The 14,995-nt window shown below is 58.8% G+C and carries 12 protein-coding genes; 6 read left to right on the forward strand and 6 right to left on the reverse strand.

The window, feature by feature from the left end; genetic code table 11:
- Positions 1 to 186: 186 nt before the first annotated feature.
- A complete protein-coding gene (locus KHO30_RS05140) occupies positions 187 to 2,112 on the forward strand; it encodes an ATP-dependent nuclease (RefSeq protein ID WP_211700238.1) in 1,926 nt (641 codons plus the stop codon).
- A gap of 506 nt (positions 2,113 to 2,618) precedes the next feature.
- Here the strand turns inward: KHO30_RS05140 and KHO30_RS05145 are convergent.
- The 3 genes from KHO30_RS05145 to KHO30_RS05155 form a co-directional block, all read right to left on the reverse strand.
- The gene (locus KHO30_RS05145; protein ID WP_097395558.1) at positions 2,619 to 3,470 is read right to left on the reverse strand and encodes a carbohydrate ABC transporter permease; all 852 of its coding nucleotides are present in this window, start codon (positions 3,468 to 3,470) and stop codon (positions 2,619 to 2,621) included.
- Positions 3,467 to 4,357: a carbohydrate ABC transporter permease gene (locus KHO30_RS05150; RefSeq protein ID WP_054035601.1), complete on the reverse strand. Its 891-nt coding sequence runs from the start codon at positions 4,355 to 4,357 to the stop codon at positions 3,467 to 3,469. The genes KHO30_RS05145 and KHO30_RS05150 overlap by 4 nt, the downstream gene beginning before the upstream one ends.
- 153 nt (positions 4,358 to 4,510) lie before the next feature.
- On the reverse strand, positions 4,511 to 5,743 hold the full coding sequence (locus KHO30_RS05155) for an ABC transporter substrate-binding protein (protein WP_054035600.1): 1,233 nt from the start codon (positions 5,741 to 5,743) through the stop codon (positions 4,511 to 4,513).
- A gap of 334 nt (positions 5,744 to 6,077) precedes the next feature.
- Here KHO30_RS05155 and KHO30_RS05160 point away from each other — a divergent pair, with 334 nt between their 5' ends.
- The 3 genes from KHO30_RS05160 (at position 6,078) to KHO30_RS05170 (ending at position 8,988) form a co-directional block, all read left to right on the forward strand.
- Positions 6,078 to 6,851, forward strand: coding sequence for an SDR family oxidoreductase (locus tag KHO30_RS05160; RefSeq protein WP_200576451.1), 774 nt, complete (start codon positions 6,078 to 6,080; stop codon positions 6,849 to 6,851).
- Positions 6,852 to 6,957: 106 nt separating this feature from the next.
- Positions 6,958 to 8,040, forward strand: a complete 1,083-nt coding sequence (locus KHO30_RS05165) for an ABC transporter ATP-binding protein (RefSeq protein ID WP_211700239.1) — start codon at positions 6,958 to 6,960, stop codon at positions 8,038 to 8,040.
- 84 nt (positions 8,041 to 8,124) lie between these two features.
- Positions 8,125 to 8,988 carry a MurR/RpiR family transcriptional regulator gene (locus tag KHO30_RS05170; protein WP_054035598.1) on the forward strand — a complete coding sequence of 288 codons (864 nt, stop codon included), beginning with the start codon at positions 8,125 to 8,127 and terminating at the stop codon, positions 8,986 to 8,988.
- Between the two features lie 49 nt (positions 8,989 to 9,037).
- Here the strand turns inward: KHO30_RS05170 and KHO30_RS05175 are convergent, their stop codons facing one another.
- From KHO30_RS05175 to KHO30_RS05185, 3 genes are all read right to left on the reverse strand, one after another.
- On the reverse strand, positions 9,038 to 10,075 hold the full coding sequence (locus KHO30_RS05175; protein WP_211700240.1) for a MerR family transcriptional regulator: 1,038 nt from the start codon (positions 10,073 to 10,075) through the stop codon (positions 9,038 to 9,040).
- 215 nt (positions 10,076 to 10,290) lie between these two features.
- On the reverse strand, positions 10,291 to 11,121 hold the full coding sequence (locus KHO30_RS05180) for an IclR family transcriptional regulator (protein WP_211700241.1): 831 nt from the start codon (positions 11,119 to 11,121) through the stop codon (positions 10,291 to 10,293).
- The gene (locus tag KHO30_RS05185) at positions 11,118 to 11,975 is read right to left on the reverse strand and encodes an IclR family transcriptional regulator (RefSeq protein WP_211700242.1); all 858 of its coding nucleotides are present in this window, start codon (positions 11,973 to 11,975) and stop codon (positions 11,118 to 11,120) included. Before KHO30_RS05185 ends, KHO30_RS05180 begins: the two co-directional genes overlap by 4 nt.
- Positions 11,976 to 12,259: 284 nt before the next feature.
- On the opposite strand from KHO30_RS05185, the gene KHO30_RS05190 reads away from it, so the two are divergent.
- Entirely contained in the window at positions 12,260 to 13,219 is a 960-nt protein-coding gene (locus KHO30_RS05190) for an MBL fold metallo-hydrolase (RefSeq protein ID WP_201082675.1), read from the forward strand.
- Between the two features lie 58 nt (positions 13,220 to 13,277).
- On the forward strand, positions 13,278 to 14,990 hold the full coding sequence (locus KHO30_RS05195; RefSeq protein WP_211700243.1) for an FAD-dependent oxidoreductase: 1,713 nt from the start codon (positions 13,278 to 13,280) through the stop codon (positions 14,988 to 14,990).
- The last annotated feature ends 5 nt before the right edge of the window (positions 14,991 to 14,995 follow it).

The raw sequence follows: 14,995 nt of genomic DNA on the forward strand, positions 1-14,995 counted from the left end.
TCGCAATGAGCATCGGCAGCAGTTCGATGCAACCGCCGCAATTTTGCCCACGAGAAACGCGTCTGGCGTCGAACAACGGGCAAATATCGTGCGAAGTCTCGATGCCATGCCTACCGTGCTATCGTCCAGGTGAGAGGGCCGACTGTTTCAAAAAATTTGTATAGACAGGACCGTTAGAGTGCGGATATGAAAATCAAAACCATCAGAATCGAAAATTTCCGAGCTATTCAAGATCAAACCATTCGGCTAAACCGGTACACGTGCTTTGTCGGCGCCAACGGTGCCGGAAAGTCGACGATCCTCGCAGCTCTAAACGTCTTCTTTCAGGAGCGTATGGCCGCTGGGATGGATGTCTCAAAGCTCGTCGACGAGGACTACTTTAGAAAGAACACTGATGATCCTTTGCGGATAACCGTGACCTTTGACGACCTAACTGAGGCCGCGAATCAATCCTTGGCGGCATATGTGAGGGGGGGCGAACTGACTGTGACAGCCGAGGCCGTATTCGATGCCGATGTGGGATTCGGCGTTGTTCGGCACTACGGCCAGCGCCTAGGTTTTGATGCATTCCGTCGCTTTTTTGAGGCAGATAAAGCCGGAGCAAGAGCATCTGAGCTCAATCAGATTTATGCTGAACTGCAAGTCCAATACGATGGTCTTCCGGCAGCACGGTCAAAGGACGACAAGACTACTGCGCTGCGAGAATTTGAGGCCGAGCGCCCTCAAGACTGTGTGCTGATTCCTAGCGCAGACGATTTCTATGGTGTGAATAGCAACGGAAAACTAGCAGCATTTGTCCAATGGGTCTATGTGCCTGCTGTGAAAGATGCCTATGAAGAGGGGCAGGAATCCAAAAATACGGCTCTTGGAAAGCTCATCGCTCGAGCGGTTAGGACAAGGACGAACTTCGATGCCGATTTGGAAGCATTAAAGGCCGAGACGCTGCGGCGTTATCGTGACTTGCTTGAACAGAACCAGGCTAGCTTGACAGAAATTGCCGGGGCTCTTCAGCGACGGCTTGAGGCGTGGGCGCATCCAAACGTACAACTCAGCGTCGCGTGGTTGTCGGACCCGGTCAAATCTGTATCTTTGCAGCAACCTATTGCCGGAATCGCAACTGGCGAGGGCGGTTTCGTAGGGAGCTTGGCACGGATGGGACACGGACTCCAAAGGTCGTATCTGCTAGCCTTGCTTCAAGAGTTGGCTGCGGCCGAGGCACCTAATTCGCCGACCCTTTTGCTGGGATGCGAGGAGCCAGAACTGTATCAACACCCACCTCAGGCCCGACATCTGGCGGATGTCTTCGAGAGGCTTACACAAATCCAAAACAACAATCAGATTCTCGTCACGACCCATTCGCCTCTTTTTGTGAGCGGAGATGGTTTCGAAAACGTTCGCCTCGTATTGAGGTCAAACCGAGGCGATGGCTCGCAGATACGTGGGCTTGATTTTGAAAACTTGTGTGCTCGGCTTCGGCAAGTGCGCGGCGAGGATGAGCACCGTCCTATCGAAGGGCTGATTGCAAAAATTCATCAAGCGCTGCAACCTGCCATTGCGGAAATGTTCTTCAGCCGTGTCCCCGTGCTGGTAGAAGGTCAGGAAGACGTTTCTTATATCACGGCCGAGTTACACCTTTCTGGTCTTTGGGATGAATTCCGCAGACTCGGTTGTCATTTGGTACCGGTAAGCGGGAAGGACAAGCTCGTCCAACCACTGGCTGTCGCGAATGAGCTAGGCCTTCCGGTGTTCTTAGTGTTCGATTCGGACGGCAATATCGTCCGACAAGATCATCGAATAAAACATGATCGAGACAATCGCGCCCTGATTTCTTTGCTCGGTATTGAGTGCGACTCGTTCCCGGAACAGAACACCTCTGGCGTTAATTACGCAATCTGGAAGACAAATCTAGGGGAGGAAGTGAAGTCCAGTTTCGGAGAAAACTATGAGAGATTGGCGAATGCAACCAGGGCAAGATATGCGAACGAAGGTGGGATTGAGAAACACGATTTGTTCATCGCAGACTGGCTTGCAACTGGTTGGCAAGAGGGGTTGAGGTCGAACATGCTACAACAGCTTTGTCAGGATATTCTTGCCTACGCGCGAGGAGTTTGATCGCTTACATCAGTCTAGGTGAGCAACTTTTCCTCATGGCGTCGGATAGTGGTTCGCAGAAAGATCGAATGAGAAAGTAAGATTGACCTTTGATGAACCATGGATAGGGGACTGAGTGCACGTTGCCAAAATATCTGGCCGCCTCTCGGCAAGAGTCATATAAATTTCTGGGGTGCAACCAATCGTGTCAGGCAAAATCTATCGCCGTCGGAATGACCGCTCAGGGTGCGGGCGCGACGAGCACGACCATTACGAAAACGGTCATTGACTCTGTCGAGCCAACGTTCAAATGCTTTTGTGGCAGCGTACACAACGGCTCCAGTGGCTTGCTAACAGTTGTATTAAGGTGTCGATGGGCCAACGGTGGCAGAGGCTGAATATCAGCCGTTTACAAACCTCCAACGGAGCTGCTTGACAACTATGCTAAGCATAACGCCGGGAGGTGGGGCTGGTTCGCCAAAATGGCTTCGTGTTGGCAGGCCAGCGTGGGCTGCGCCTTCCGAAACCTACTTCACCGCCCCCAACGCCAACCCCTTCACCAAAAACCTCTGTAACCAAGCAAACACAATAGAAACCGGCAACGTCGCACAAAGAGTAGCAGCCATCACCAAATGCCACTCCACAACATACTTCCCAGCCACCATATCCGTAACCTGCACGGTCAAAGTCTTGTTCTCCGGCGACCGAATCAACGTATAAACAACCGCAAACTCATTCCAAGCATTAATAAAAGTAAAGATCGCCGTAACAACAATCGCCGGTACAGCCAACGGCAAGAAAACCTTAAAAACAGCCCTCGTCCTCCCACACCCCTCCAACCAGGCCGACTCCTCAAGATCCCTCGGCACAGTCTGAAAGTAAGAAGACAACATCCAAACCGCAAACGCGATATTGAACGCAGCATAAGAAACGATGACCCCGATCTTGGAGTCAACCAGATTCCCATCCCCATAAGGAATCATCGCTGCCAGCCGAAACAACCCAACAACCAGCAAGATCGGCGACAACATCTGCGTCACCAGCAGAAACTGCGAATACAACCCTTTCCCACGAAACGGAAACCTGGCCAACGCATAAGCTGCCGGCAGGCTCACAGCCAACGCCAACGCAGTCGACAAGAAGCTGATCACACAACTATTCCTCAGCGCCACGCCGAAGTTAGCCGCAACCCACATATCCGAAAAGTTGCTCCACTGCCAATGCACCGGCAACCACCGCGCCGGATAAACAAAGATCTCCGTAGCCGGCTTCAACGCAGTAAACAACATCACAGCAAACGGAAACAGCACGGCCACAATCAGCGGCGAAAGTGCCAACCAGCACCACAGCGAGCGCTTCATCTTGACGCTGAGACTCATGACGTTTCTCCTTCTTTCGCGGGCTGCAGGCGCAGATAGGCGATCGAGAAAACGAACAGCATGACGAGCATGATCAGCGACACTGCCGCGGCTTCGCCGGGACGTCCCAGCCGGAACCCAAGCTCATAGAGGTACGTAACGAGAATATGCGTGCCGTTATCCGGCCCGCCTTGCGTCATCACCCAGATGATCGGGAAAGAATTGAACACGTAGATCACGTTCAACAGAATCGTCATGTTGATGAACGGTCGCAAGAGCGGCATCGTCAGCTTGCGAAACTGCTGCCACGCACTGGCGCCATCCATCCGCGCCGCTTCATAAATGTCACCCGGCACCGACGACAACCCGCCCAGCAGAATCGTCACCGTAAATGGAATCGACACGAGAATACCGACGGCGATCTCCACCGGAAACGCGAGCTCCGGCGTCGCGAGCCAATGTATCGGACCGTTGATCAAGCCAAGCCGCTGCAACGTGACGTTGACCATGCCGTAGTCATCGTTGAAGGCCCAGCGCCACACCACGGCGGTCATCGTCAGCGAGACGGACCACGGCAGCATCACAATCGTGCGCGCCACGCCGCGTCCATAGAAATCCTGATTCAGGATCAGCGCAACCGGCACCGAAATCAGCACCGTGCCGCCCACCACGCACACGGTCCAAACAATCGTCCGCTTCGCGGCGGCGAGAAACGATGGGTCCGTGAAAATCGTATAGAAGTTCTGCAGACCGGTGAAATCGCGGATCGCGCCGAAGCGCGAGACCTCGTGCAGCGATTGCCACACGATGTTGAAAATCGGATAGCTGATGATGAAAAGCGCCAACACCAGACTCGGCGCAATCAGCAACCAGGGCGCCTGGAGGCGCGAAGAAGCGGAACGGCTCATGCGTGCTCGATCGTAAGACGCATCCACATTAAAAAAGCGGACGCGACGGGATGGGCCGGATAGTGCACTACGGACATGACAACCGAAACGCGCGCCGCCTTCGCAACGGCGGCGCGCGTTCCGTATTCAGCAAATCACTACGAGACTACGCGATTACTTACCGAGCGACTTGTTCGCTTGCGTCGCTGCGGCATTCAACGCGTCCGCCGGCTTCGCCTTGCCCAGGTAGATCGATTGCATTGCATCGGTCACGGCCTTCGCGGTGTCTTCCCAACCGGTCACAGTCGGCGCGAAATGAGCCGTCGGCAGCAGCGCGACGAAAGCTTTGGTATCCGGATCGTTGAACGCCGGATCGGTCGCCTCAGCCTTGGTGGTCGGCAGGAAGCCTTCGGTCGTCGTGAACTCGACGCGCGGTTCCTTCGTGAACAGATAGTCCAGGAACTTCCAGGCCGACTTCTTCACCTTGGAGTTCTTGAACATCACGATCGAGTCGGTCACCGCATAGGTAGCGTGCGTCGTGCCCATCGGGATCGGATCGATGCCGTACTTCAGGTTCGGCGCTTCCTTCTTGATCTGCTTGGCGAGGAACGGTGCGGAGATCATCATCGCAACACGGCCCTGCTTGAACAGGTTCTGCACGTCTTCACGGCTGTAGCCGGTCACGCCAGGCTGCGTCAGGCCGTCGTCGATCATCGTCTTGTACAGCGTGGCCGCCTTGATGCCGGCCGGCGAATTGAACGCCGCCTTGCCGTCCTTGCCGACGACGTCGCCGCCGTTGGTCCACAGGGCGTAGTAATAGTAGACGTCCGTTTCAATTTCCTTGCCTTGCAGACCGAAGCCGGCAATGCCCTGCGCCTTCAGTTTCTTCGACGCTTCGATCACGTCATTCCACGTTTTCGGGCCGTCGGGATAACCGACCTTCGCGAGCAAATCCTTGTTGTAGTAGAGCGCGCGTGCGGACGCGGCGATCGGCAGGCCGTACACCTTGCCGTTGATTTCGCCCGGTGCGAGGAACGGGCCGATGAAGCGGCCCTTGAAGCTGGCGTCCATGTAGCCGTCGAGCGGCTCGGCGACGTCGTCCTTCACGAAGTCGAGCAGCCAGCGCGTACCGACGATCGCCAGGTCGGCGTTGGCGCCGCCGGAGATGTCCGTTTGCAGTTTCTGTTGCAGCGTGTCCCAGTTCACGTCTTCGATCTTGATCGTGGTGCCGGGATTGGCCTTCTCGAAGTTACGGGCCATCTTTTCGAAGTACGGCGCGGTCGCATCGCTGTAATGCGCGACCGTCACGCGAACCGTGTCGGCGTGAGCCGCGACGGCGATACCTGCAAACGCGAGCGCCACGGCAACTTTGCCTAGCGCGAGGGAAGCACGGGCATGCAACGACATTTCTCTCTCCTGTGTCGATCGGAGTTAGCGTTTGGGCGCTTGCTCCGGTCCCATCCGATGATGGTGGGGGTGGTCTGCTGCCGTCGCCGGCCGCTTTGGGTTAAATTGTTTGAAAAAATCCTACATGACGCAAAATAGCTTGTCACGTAGGGTCTGCCATATTTTTTCTCGGCCAGTTTTGTGCATAAGATGCTGTAAAGCAGGGGTATTCTGCGTAACGCGAAGTCACGGATACCCAATCTTCGGGATGACTAGACAACTGTTCGATGCCGGTTTTGTAGGAAATTTACACGCTAAACCGGCGCTGCGACGGGGTTGAGGAACGAGGAAAGACATGAATCGTGTGGTGTTGGTGACGGGCGCTTGCGGCGGGATCGGCAGCGTGTTGTGCAAGCGTTTCGTGGAGCAGGGCGACACGGTGCTGGCGCTCGATGTCGACGCGGTCGCGCTGCACGGATTGGTTGCGCAACTCGGTGCCGCGCATGTCACGCCGATCGCGGTCGACCTGGGTGACGCTGCCGCAGTGCAGCAAGCGGTTGCCGAAGCGGTGAAAACGCGCGGTCCGGTGGACGTGCTGGTCGCCAACGCGGGTGCCGCCAAAGGTTTGACGCTCGCCACGACGGATGCCGCCAGCTGGCAGCGCGACATTCATCTGAATCTGAACGGCACGTATCACTCGGTGGAAGCGGTGCGCGCGTCGATGATCGAACGGCAGAAGGGCGTGCTGGTGCTGATCGGCTCGGTGAACGGCATGGCCGCGCTCGGGCATCCGGCGTATAGCGCGGCGAAAGCGGGTCTCATCAGCTACACGAAAGCGCTGGCGATCGAACTGGGCCGCTATGGCATCCGCGCGAACATCGTCTGTCCGGGCACGGTGAAGACGCAGGCATGGCAGGCGCGCGTCGACAAGAATCCGCAGGTCTTCGAGGATCTGAAAAAGTGGTACCCGTTGCGCGACTTTGCGACACCGGACGACATCGCCGATGCAGTGCTGTTCCTCTCATCGCCGATGGCGCGTGTGATTACCGGCGTCGCGTTGCCGGTCGACGGTGGGCTGATGGCCGGCAACCGTTTGATGGCGGAAGAACTGACGCTCGAATCGCTTTGAATGGATTGGATTCGCTTTGAACTGCTTTGACCCGATAGCGCGGCGTGTTCTTTGCTCGATGAAGCAAGGCAACACGTTCGCATGACAGCACGACGATGAGGACAGCATGGCAGCAGTGCAACTAAGCGGCATCTTCAAACGCTATGGCGACACGCAAGTGGTGCACGGCATCGATCTCGACATCGACGACGGCGAGTTCGTCGTGCTGGTCGGCCCGTCGGGTTGCGGCAAGAGCACGTTGATGCGCATGGTGGCGGGGCTGGAAGAAATCAGCGGCGGCGATCTGATGATTGGCGGCACGCGCGCGAATACGCTCGCCCCGCAGCAGCGCAATATTTCGATGGTGTTCCAGAGCTACGCGCTTTATCCGCATCTGTCGGTCTACGAAAACATCGCGTTCGGGCCGCGGATTCGCAAGGAATCGTCGGCGAGTTTCAAGCCTCGGATCGAAGCTGCGGCGAAGATGCTGAACCTCGGCAGTTATCTGGATCGCTTGCCGCGTGCGTTGTCGGGTGGTCAACGTCAGCGGGTGGCAATGGGCCGCGCGGTGGTGCGCGAACCGTCGCTGTTTCTGTTCGACGAACCGCTCTCCAATCTCGACGCCAAACTGCGCGTGCAGATGCGCACGGAAATCAAGGCGCTGCATCAGCGTCTGAAGAATACGGTGATCTACGTCACGCACGATCAGATCGAAGCGATGACCATGGCTGACCGCATCGTCGTGATGAACGCGGGGCGGATCGAGCAGGTTGGCCGTCCGCTCGATTTGTACGACCGTCCGGCGAATCTGTTCGTCGCGAGTTTCCTCGGTTCACCGTCGATGAATTTCGCCGAAGGCGTGTTGGTCAATCGCACGGACGGGCAGGGTTTCGCGTTAAAACTCACAGACGGTGGCGAGATCGTGCTGGAAGGCACGCCGGCCTCGGCAGTGGTCGGCGGAAAAATCACGCTTGGTGTGCGTCCCGAACACATTGAAACGATGGCTGACAAGCCGGACACCACGATGGAAGTCGAAGTGGTCGAGCCGACTGGCGCCGAGACCCATTTGTACGGGAAAATAGGCGGCAACACGTGGTGCGTGACGACTCGCCAGCGCTCGAAAGTCGAGCCTGGTCAGCGCGTCACGCTGCGTCTGCCGGCCGAGCATATTCATCTGTTCGATACGGAGAGTGGACGCAGGCTGGTCTGAACCGCGTGTTGCCGCTTGAGGCTGATTCAAGCTGACTGAAGCTGCGATGCGACGCGGATTCAATTAACCCTTAAGGAACACCGGGTGTCCGCACCGAACTTGATTCCCCACATCCGCGGCGCGCTGGCCAATCTGCGGCCCGCCGAGCGCAAGGTTGCCGAGATGGTGCTGAGCGACGTCGACTTTGCCATGCGCGCGAGCATCACCGAGCTCGCCCAGCGCGCGGACGTGTCCGAGCCTTCCGTCACGCGCTTTTGCCGCGCGATCGGCGCGCATGGTCTGCGCGACTTCAAGATGCAATTGGCGCAGAGCGTGGCGGGCGGGGTGCCGTATGCGTCGACGGCGGTTGCGCGTGACGATGACGTGCAGACGTTGATGGACAAGGTGGGTGAGGCAGCAGTCGATGGGATCACGCATGCGTGTGCTGCGTTGGATCCGGCGGTGGTTGAGAGTGCGATTGCGGCGTTGTCGAGCGCGGGGCGGGTTTTCTTCTTTGGTGTCGGGTCGGGTTCGGGGCTTGTTGCGCAAGATGCTGCTTTGAGGTTTTTGCGGCTTGATATTGCGGCTACTGCGTTTACTGATGGTCATTTGCAGCGGCTTTACGCGGGGCTCATGGAACCGGGTGATGTGGCGTTTGCGATTTCGCATTCGGGCCGCAGCGTCGAAGTGAATGAAAGCATTCAGATCGCCAAGGAGCGTGGTGCTACTACGATTGCGCTGACGAATGTTGGCTCGCGGCTGGCGTGGTTGGTCGATATTCCGCTGCTGCTGCGCGTGCCAAGTCCGATCGATCCGAATACGCCAGGTGTGTCCCGGCTCGTGCATCTGTGCATCATGGATGCGCTGGCGATCGGCGTCGCGTTGAAGGCGCGGCCCAAGACGCTTGAAAAGATGCGGCACGCGAAGGCGCGGTTGTCGTCGCATGAGCCGGAAGCGGCGGGGGATTGACGGGGAAGGATGGCCCGCTTCTTCAGCCCTGCGACGAACGCGCGAACAGTCACGCTGCTTGAGGACGCCAGGCGATCATGCCCGCCGTCCGTGCGCGAACCTCCGGCGAGGCTAAGCAGGTCGCAACGGCCTCGTATCCCGGCGTGCCTGGATAGGGGGCGACTAGCGTGGGCGGGCTGTGATTGGCCGGGCACAGAATAATTGATTCGTCAGGGCCGATTGCCGCCAGATCCAGGATCGCCGACGAACGCGTCATCAGAAGCAGCGGACGTCCACCCACTTTGGCGCGTCGGCGAAGATGGATGATCAATGCTTCCTGCGTCGCCTGATCTAAGCCTTGCTCCACCATGTCGACCACGAAGGCGGCTGGGCCTTCGGATTCCAGTTCGACGAGTAGAGCGATTAACGCTTCCGATTCTGCTGCGCCTTCTCCGAGGAGCCACGCCAGAGTCTGATCCACTCGCGATTTGAGCGCCGCATCCGCTTTAAGGCGGGCTATGGTCACGGCGTTTCCATCCTGCAGCCGTTCAAGACCTAGGAAAACGGCATTCGGTATGTTCTCAGCCAGGCATTTCGCCAGTCGTGTCTTGCCGCTCCCCAACGGACCGATGATGTAGTTCAGCGGCCGGATGTCGCGAAGTTCGAATCGTTCTCCACCCCATGGCCACGGGAGATCAAAAGCTGTGGTGAATTCCGAGGAAGGATTGAGCAAGCGTGCCAGCTCTCCATCGGCAGGCGCCTGACCTCGGGCAAGATCAGCACGAAGCCCTCGGACCTTGGCTATCGTTTCCACGAGCTCCCGAATTCCAGCTTCAAGCGCCGCCTCGTGGGCAGCCAACGCGGGTTCCAGACTCTGCGGGTCGCCTTTCAACACCTGTGCCACTTGGGCGAGGCTGAGACCAAGCGCGCGCAGGGCCACGATCTCCGCAGCACGATTCATCTCTTCGGGACCATAGGTGCGATATCCGGCGACCGTGCGTGCCGGCGTCACCAAGCCTCGCTGCTCGTAGAGTCGCAGCGCCTTGGTCGAGACACCAAGCTGTCTCGCCGCTTCTGAAGCACTTAAAAATGGAGTGGAACAACGCATGAGTCACCTCTTCGTTGGCTGACCACTCACATCATGGAGTTGGCCCTTGGGGCCGAGTCAATCGAATAGTTACAGCGCGGCATTTTTTCAGTGTTTCGATTACTTCGCTCGCAAAACGATTACAAACGGCCTGTTTTCTCGCAAAACGATTACGAGATGGCGCCTTGTCTTGCTGAAATGACTTCTGCTCGCTCAAACTTTGAATTGCTGGCGCTTCACGAGGCCGCCGCCATCCACCCAAACCGCCGCGACAACCTCAGCGTCGCCGCGCGCAAAGTTTGCGCGGGGCCGCCCGTGAGCTCGCTATCAAAGCTGCCGGTCGGCCCCATCACCGCGAGCACCAGACAGATGCTGCCGGTATGGTCCAGCACCGGCGCGGCCAAGGTATTGATCCCCGGCACCGGCCGGCTCAACGCCGTATCGATACCATCCGCGCGGATTTGTGCGAGCCGTTGAGCATAGGCCTTCGTCTCCCCCGCCTCAGCCCCCGCCAACCGCAAATGATCCTGCGCCAGCAGCCCATGACGCACATCGTCCGCAACATAAGCAGCAAACACCCGCCCAATCGCCGTATTCACCAGCGACATCACCGTGCCGACCCGCAAGCTCACGTGCAGCGGCCGCGCCGACTCTTCCAGTCGCACGACCGTCGGCCCGAGCGGTCCGAGCACCGCCATCGCCACGCTCATTCCAGTCGATACAGCCAGTTCGACCACTTCCGGCTCAGCTTCCCGAGTCGGCGACAAACGCTGCAAGCCGATCAGCCCAAGCTCAAGCGCTAAAGGCCCGGCTTCGAAACAACCTGCAGCATCGCGGTTCAGCAAACCGATCTTGAGCAGACTCACCAGATGCGGAAACGCTTTGGCCGGCGGCATGCCCGCAGCGGCCGCAAGATCGCGCAAGCTCAACGGCCGCGCAGCCGCAACCAGCGCGCCGAGCAATTCGCCCGTGCTGTCGAGCGATTGGATACCGCGCTGCGGCTTCGCATCGGCAGAAGCAGCGGAAGAGCCTGAGGCAGCGTAAGAAGTGTCGGAAGAATCGGTCACGATGCGGAAGAAGCTAACAAGGAAGGTGACGCCGCAAGCTCAGCGCTAATGTCATGAGCCGCGGCAAGCAGCGCGCGCGCCGTTGGACCATCGGCAGCAACGTCGATCACGCCCGTCGAGCCGATCACCGTCAGCGCGAGGCACAAGCGGCCGTCCGCATCGAGCACCGGGACACTCAAACTGCTGATGCCCGGACTCGGCGCATCGACGCTGCATTCCAACTTGCGTGCGCGGATAGCATCCAAAGCGGCTTCGAACGCAGCACGTTCATCAGCCGGCGTCATCGCGCTATCCAGCGAGCCCGACTGATTCGCCCACATCCCCGCCAACGCCTCGCGTGGCAGATAAGCGCAAAACACGCGACCCGTCGACGTCGCCGGCAGCGACATCACCGTGCCCACGTGCAGATTCACATGCAACGGAAAGCCCGCATGCTCATAGCGGACGATGGTCGGCCCTTGCGGCCCCGCGATACAGATCGCGACGCTGAACCCGATCGCCTCGGCCAAAGCGGCGACGCGTGGCACGGCGGCGCGAAACGCCGGCTGATTCTCCAGATGCATTAACCCAAGCCGCAACGACAGCGGACCGGGTTCATAACGGCCCGACAGTTCGTCACGTTTGATCAGACCTAAGCGGCTCAAGCTCACCAGATAGGCATGCGCTTGCCCCGGCGCGATCTGCGCGGCAGTGGCGAGATCGGACAAAGCCAGCGGGCTGCGCGCCTGCGCGAGCGCCAGCAACACGCGGCCGCCCACTTCAACGCTCTGAATCCCGCGCTGCGTCTTGCCGCCATCCGCCGTCTCGCTGCCGCCCGCGCCTTTGTCGGTGGCCGATTTCGCTGCTTTGCTCACACCTGCGCTCGTCCGTAAAAAGGGTCCATGTTAGCCGAAGCCCTGCGCGAAAGCCGCGCCTTCCTGCCCTTATCTTAGGCGTTCTGTGATTTGCGTATAGCGATACATTTCGCTATTGACAAATAAACTGGCCCGGCCATAAGATGCATTCACCCCGACATACCGGTGCAGTCACAGAGTCAAAACGGGGCGAGACAACCCCCAATACCGTCAGCCCGCGCCTCTGAAATCGGAACGCGCAGCCGGCCGTCTCGCCTCACGTCCAACTTTTGAGGGAGACAAGCATGGCAAAGGCATTCGCATCCCAGGCCGACCTGGAAGTCAAGAAAGTCACGTGGACCAAGCTATCCGAGAACGCCTACGCGTACACCGCTGAAGGCGATCCGAACTCGGGCGTGATCATCGGTGACGACGGCGTGCTGATCGTCGACACCACCGCCACGCCGGCCATGGCGCAAGACCTCATCGCGAAGATTCGCAGCGTCACCGATAAACCGATCAAATACGTCGTGCTGTCGCACTACCACGCGGTGCGCGTGCTCGGCGCGTCGGCGTATTTCGAAGAAGGCGCACAACAGGTGATCGCGAGCCGCGGCACGTACGAGATGATTGTCGAGCGCGGCGAAGCAGACATGAAGTCGGAAATCGAGCGCTTCCCGCGTCTCTTCGCCGGTGTCGAAACGGTGCCGGGCCTGACGTGGCCCACGCTCGTGTTCGAAAAGGAAATGACGTTGTTCCTCGGCAAGCTCGAAGTGCGCATCGCGCATCTGGGTGCGGGTCACACGAAGGGCGATACGGTGGTGTGGCTGCCGTCGCAGAAGGTGCTGTTCTCCGGCGACCTGGTCGAATACGACGCAGCCTGCTACTGCGGCGATGCACAACTGGAACAATGGCCGGCCACGCTCGAAGCGCTGCGCGCATTGAAAGCCGAGAAGCTGGTGCCGGGTCGCGGTCCTGCATTGACCACGCCGGAAGACGTCAACAAAGGCCTCGATTACACGAAAGACTTCGTCACCACGCTATTGCAGCAAGGCCGCGAAGCTGTCGAACAGAAGCTCGATCTGAAGGCCGCAATGGCGCATACGCGCAAAGCAATGGATCCGAAGTTCGGCCATGTGTTCATCTACGAACACTGCCTGCCGTTCGACGTCTCGCGTGCCTTCGACGAAGCGAGCGGCATCACGCATCCGCGCATCTGGACCGCGCAACGCGACAAGGAAATGTGGGACGCGCTGCAAGCCTGATAACAGCATAGAAACGCCGGAAAGCGTCAAGCAGAGCAGAGATGGACGGAGACACAAGATGAGCATCAACTACCAGACGCTGTCGTTCGACTATAAGCCGTGCCGGGAGCAGGCGGAGCAGGGCGACGCGGAACAGGTGGCCTATCCCGTGATCGTGGTCGGCGCGGGGCCAGTGGGCCTCGCTACCGCGATCGATATCGCGCAACAGGGCGTGCCGGTCGTATTGGTCGACGACGACTGTTCGCTGTCCACCGGTTCGCGGGCGATCTGCTTCTCAAAGCGCTCGCTCGATATCTTCGACCGGCTCGGCTGCGGGCAGCGCATGGTAGACAAGGGCATCAGCTGGAATGTCGGCAAGGTGTTCCTGAAAGATGAACTGGTGTACACGTTCAATCTGCAACCGGAAGCGGGCCACAATCGGCCCGCGTTCATCAACCTGCAGCAGTACTACGTCGAAGGCTTTCTGCTCGAACGCGCGCAGGAGATGCCGAATCTCCAGATCCGCTGGAAGAGCAAAGTGGTCGGCGTGCAGCAGAACGGCACGGCTGGTAGTGCTCAAGCCAGTGTGACGCTGACGGTCGATACACCGAACGGTCAGTACCTGTTACGCGGCCGCTATGTGGTGGCCGCCGATGGCTCACGCAGCCCGATGCGCAATCTGATGGGACTCGACAGCCACGGCGTGACGTTCAAAGATCGCTTCCTGATCGCGGACGTGAAGATGGAAGCGGAGTTTCCAACCGAGCGTTGGTTCTGGTTCGATCCGCCGTTCCATCCGAATCAATCGGTGCTGTTGCATCGTCAGCCGGATAACGTGTGGCGGATCGATTTTCAGTTGGGCTGGGACGCTGACCCGGTGCTGGAAAAAACGCCGGAACGCGTGATCCCGCGCGTGCGTGCGTTGCTCGGACCGGATGCAAAGTTCGAGCTGGAATGGGTCAGCGTCTATACGTTTTCGTGTTTGCGCATGGATCGTTTCCGGCACGGCAACGTGTTGTTCGCGGGCGATTCCGCGCATGGCGTGTCGCCGTTCGGCGCACGTGGCGCGAATAGCGGCGTGCAGGACGCGGAAAACCTCGCATGGAAACTGGCGATGGTGCTCGAAGGTAAAGCGTCCGACGCTTTGCTCGATACGTATGCAAGCGAGCGTGAATTCGCCGCTGATGAAAACATCCGCAACTCCACGCGTTCGACCGATTTCATCACGCCGAAGAGCCCGGTTAGCCGCGTATTCCGCGATGCTGTGTTGAAGCTCGCGCGGCATCACCCGTTTGCGCGGCAGTTGACGAATAGCGGCCGCTTGTCGGTGCCGGCGGTGTTGCGTGATTCCCCGTTGAATACGGCGGACAGCGACAGCTTTGAAGGTCTGATGGTGCCGGGGGCATCGTGCGTCGATGCGCCGGTTCATGTCGCCGGGGAATCCGCATGGTTGTTACAGCAACTCGGTCAGCAGTTCACAGGCGTGTTGTTCTGCGGCTCGGAAGGTATCGATCAGATGACGCAAGCTGCGTTGGATGCGTTGCAAAGTGGGCCGATTCCGCTGAAGCTCGTCGTCGTGGTGACGAGTAACAATGTCCAGGTCGCTGTGGCTTCGGGTGCAAAGGTGGTGCACGACGTCGACGGTCTTGCAGCCGCTCGTTACGACGGCAAACCCGGCACGTTCTATTTGATTCGACCGGACCAGCATGTATGTGCACGTCGTCGGCAGCTCGACGCGAGCTTTGTGGAAGGTGCGTTGAAGCGAGCGTTGTGCGTTGAGGGCACGGCCTGAGGGCA

Origin of the sequence: Paraburkholderia aspalathi, from assembly GCF_905220735.1 — a bacterium.
Lineage (GTDB): Bacteria > Pseudomonadota > Gammaproteobacteria > Burkholderiales > Burkholderiaceae > Paraburkholderia > Paraburkholderia aspalathi.

Excerpts from the sequence above, each read along its gene's own strand:
- KHO30_RS05140 (WP_211700238.1), top strand. The coding sequence starts at position 187 with ATGAAAATCAAAACCATCAGAATCGAAAATTTCCGAGCTATTCAAGAT.
- KHO30_RS05145 (WP_097395558.1), bottom strand. The coding sequence starts at position 3,470 with ATGAGTCTCAGCGTCAAGATGAAGCGCTCGCTGTGGTGCTGGTTGGCA.
- KHO30_RS05150 (WP_054035601.1), bottom strand. The coding sequence starts at position 4,357 with ATGAGCCGTTCCGCTTCTTCGCGCCTCCAGGCGCCCTGGTTGCTGATT.
- KHO30_RS05155 (WP_054035600.1), bottom strand. The coding sequence starts at position 5,743 with ATGTCGTTGCATGCCCGTGCTTCCCTCGCGCTAGGCAAAGTTGCCGTG.
- KHO30_RS05160 (WP_200576451.1), top strand. The coding sequence starts at position 6,078 with ATGAATCGTGTGGTGTTGGTGACGGGCGCTTGCGGCGGGATCGGCAGC.
- KHO30_RS05165 (WP_211700239.1), top strand. The coding sequence starts at position 6,958 with ATGGCAGCAGTGCAACTAAGCGGCATCTTCAAACGCTATGGCGACACG.
- KHO30_RS05175 (WP_211700240.1), bottom strand. The coding sequence starts at position 10,075 with ATGCGTTGTTCCACTCCATTTTTAAGTGCTTCAGAAGCGGCGAGACAG.
- KHO30_RS05190 (WP_201082675.1), top strand. The coding sequence starts at position 12,260 with ATGGCAAAGGCATTCGCATCCCAGGCCGACCTGGAAGTCAAGAAAGTC.
- KHO30_RS05195 (WP_211700243.1), top strand. The coding sequence starts at position 13,278 with ATGAGCATCAACTACCAGACGCTGTCGTTCGACTATAAGCCGTGCCGG.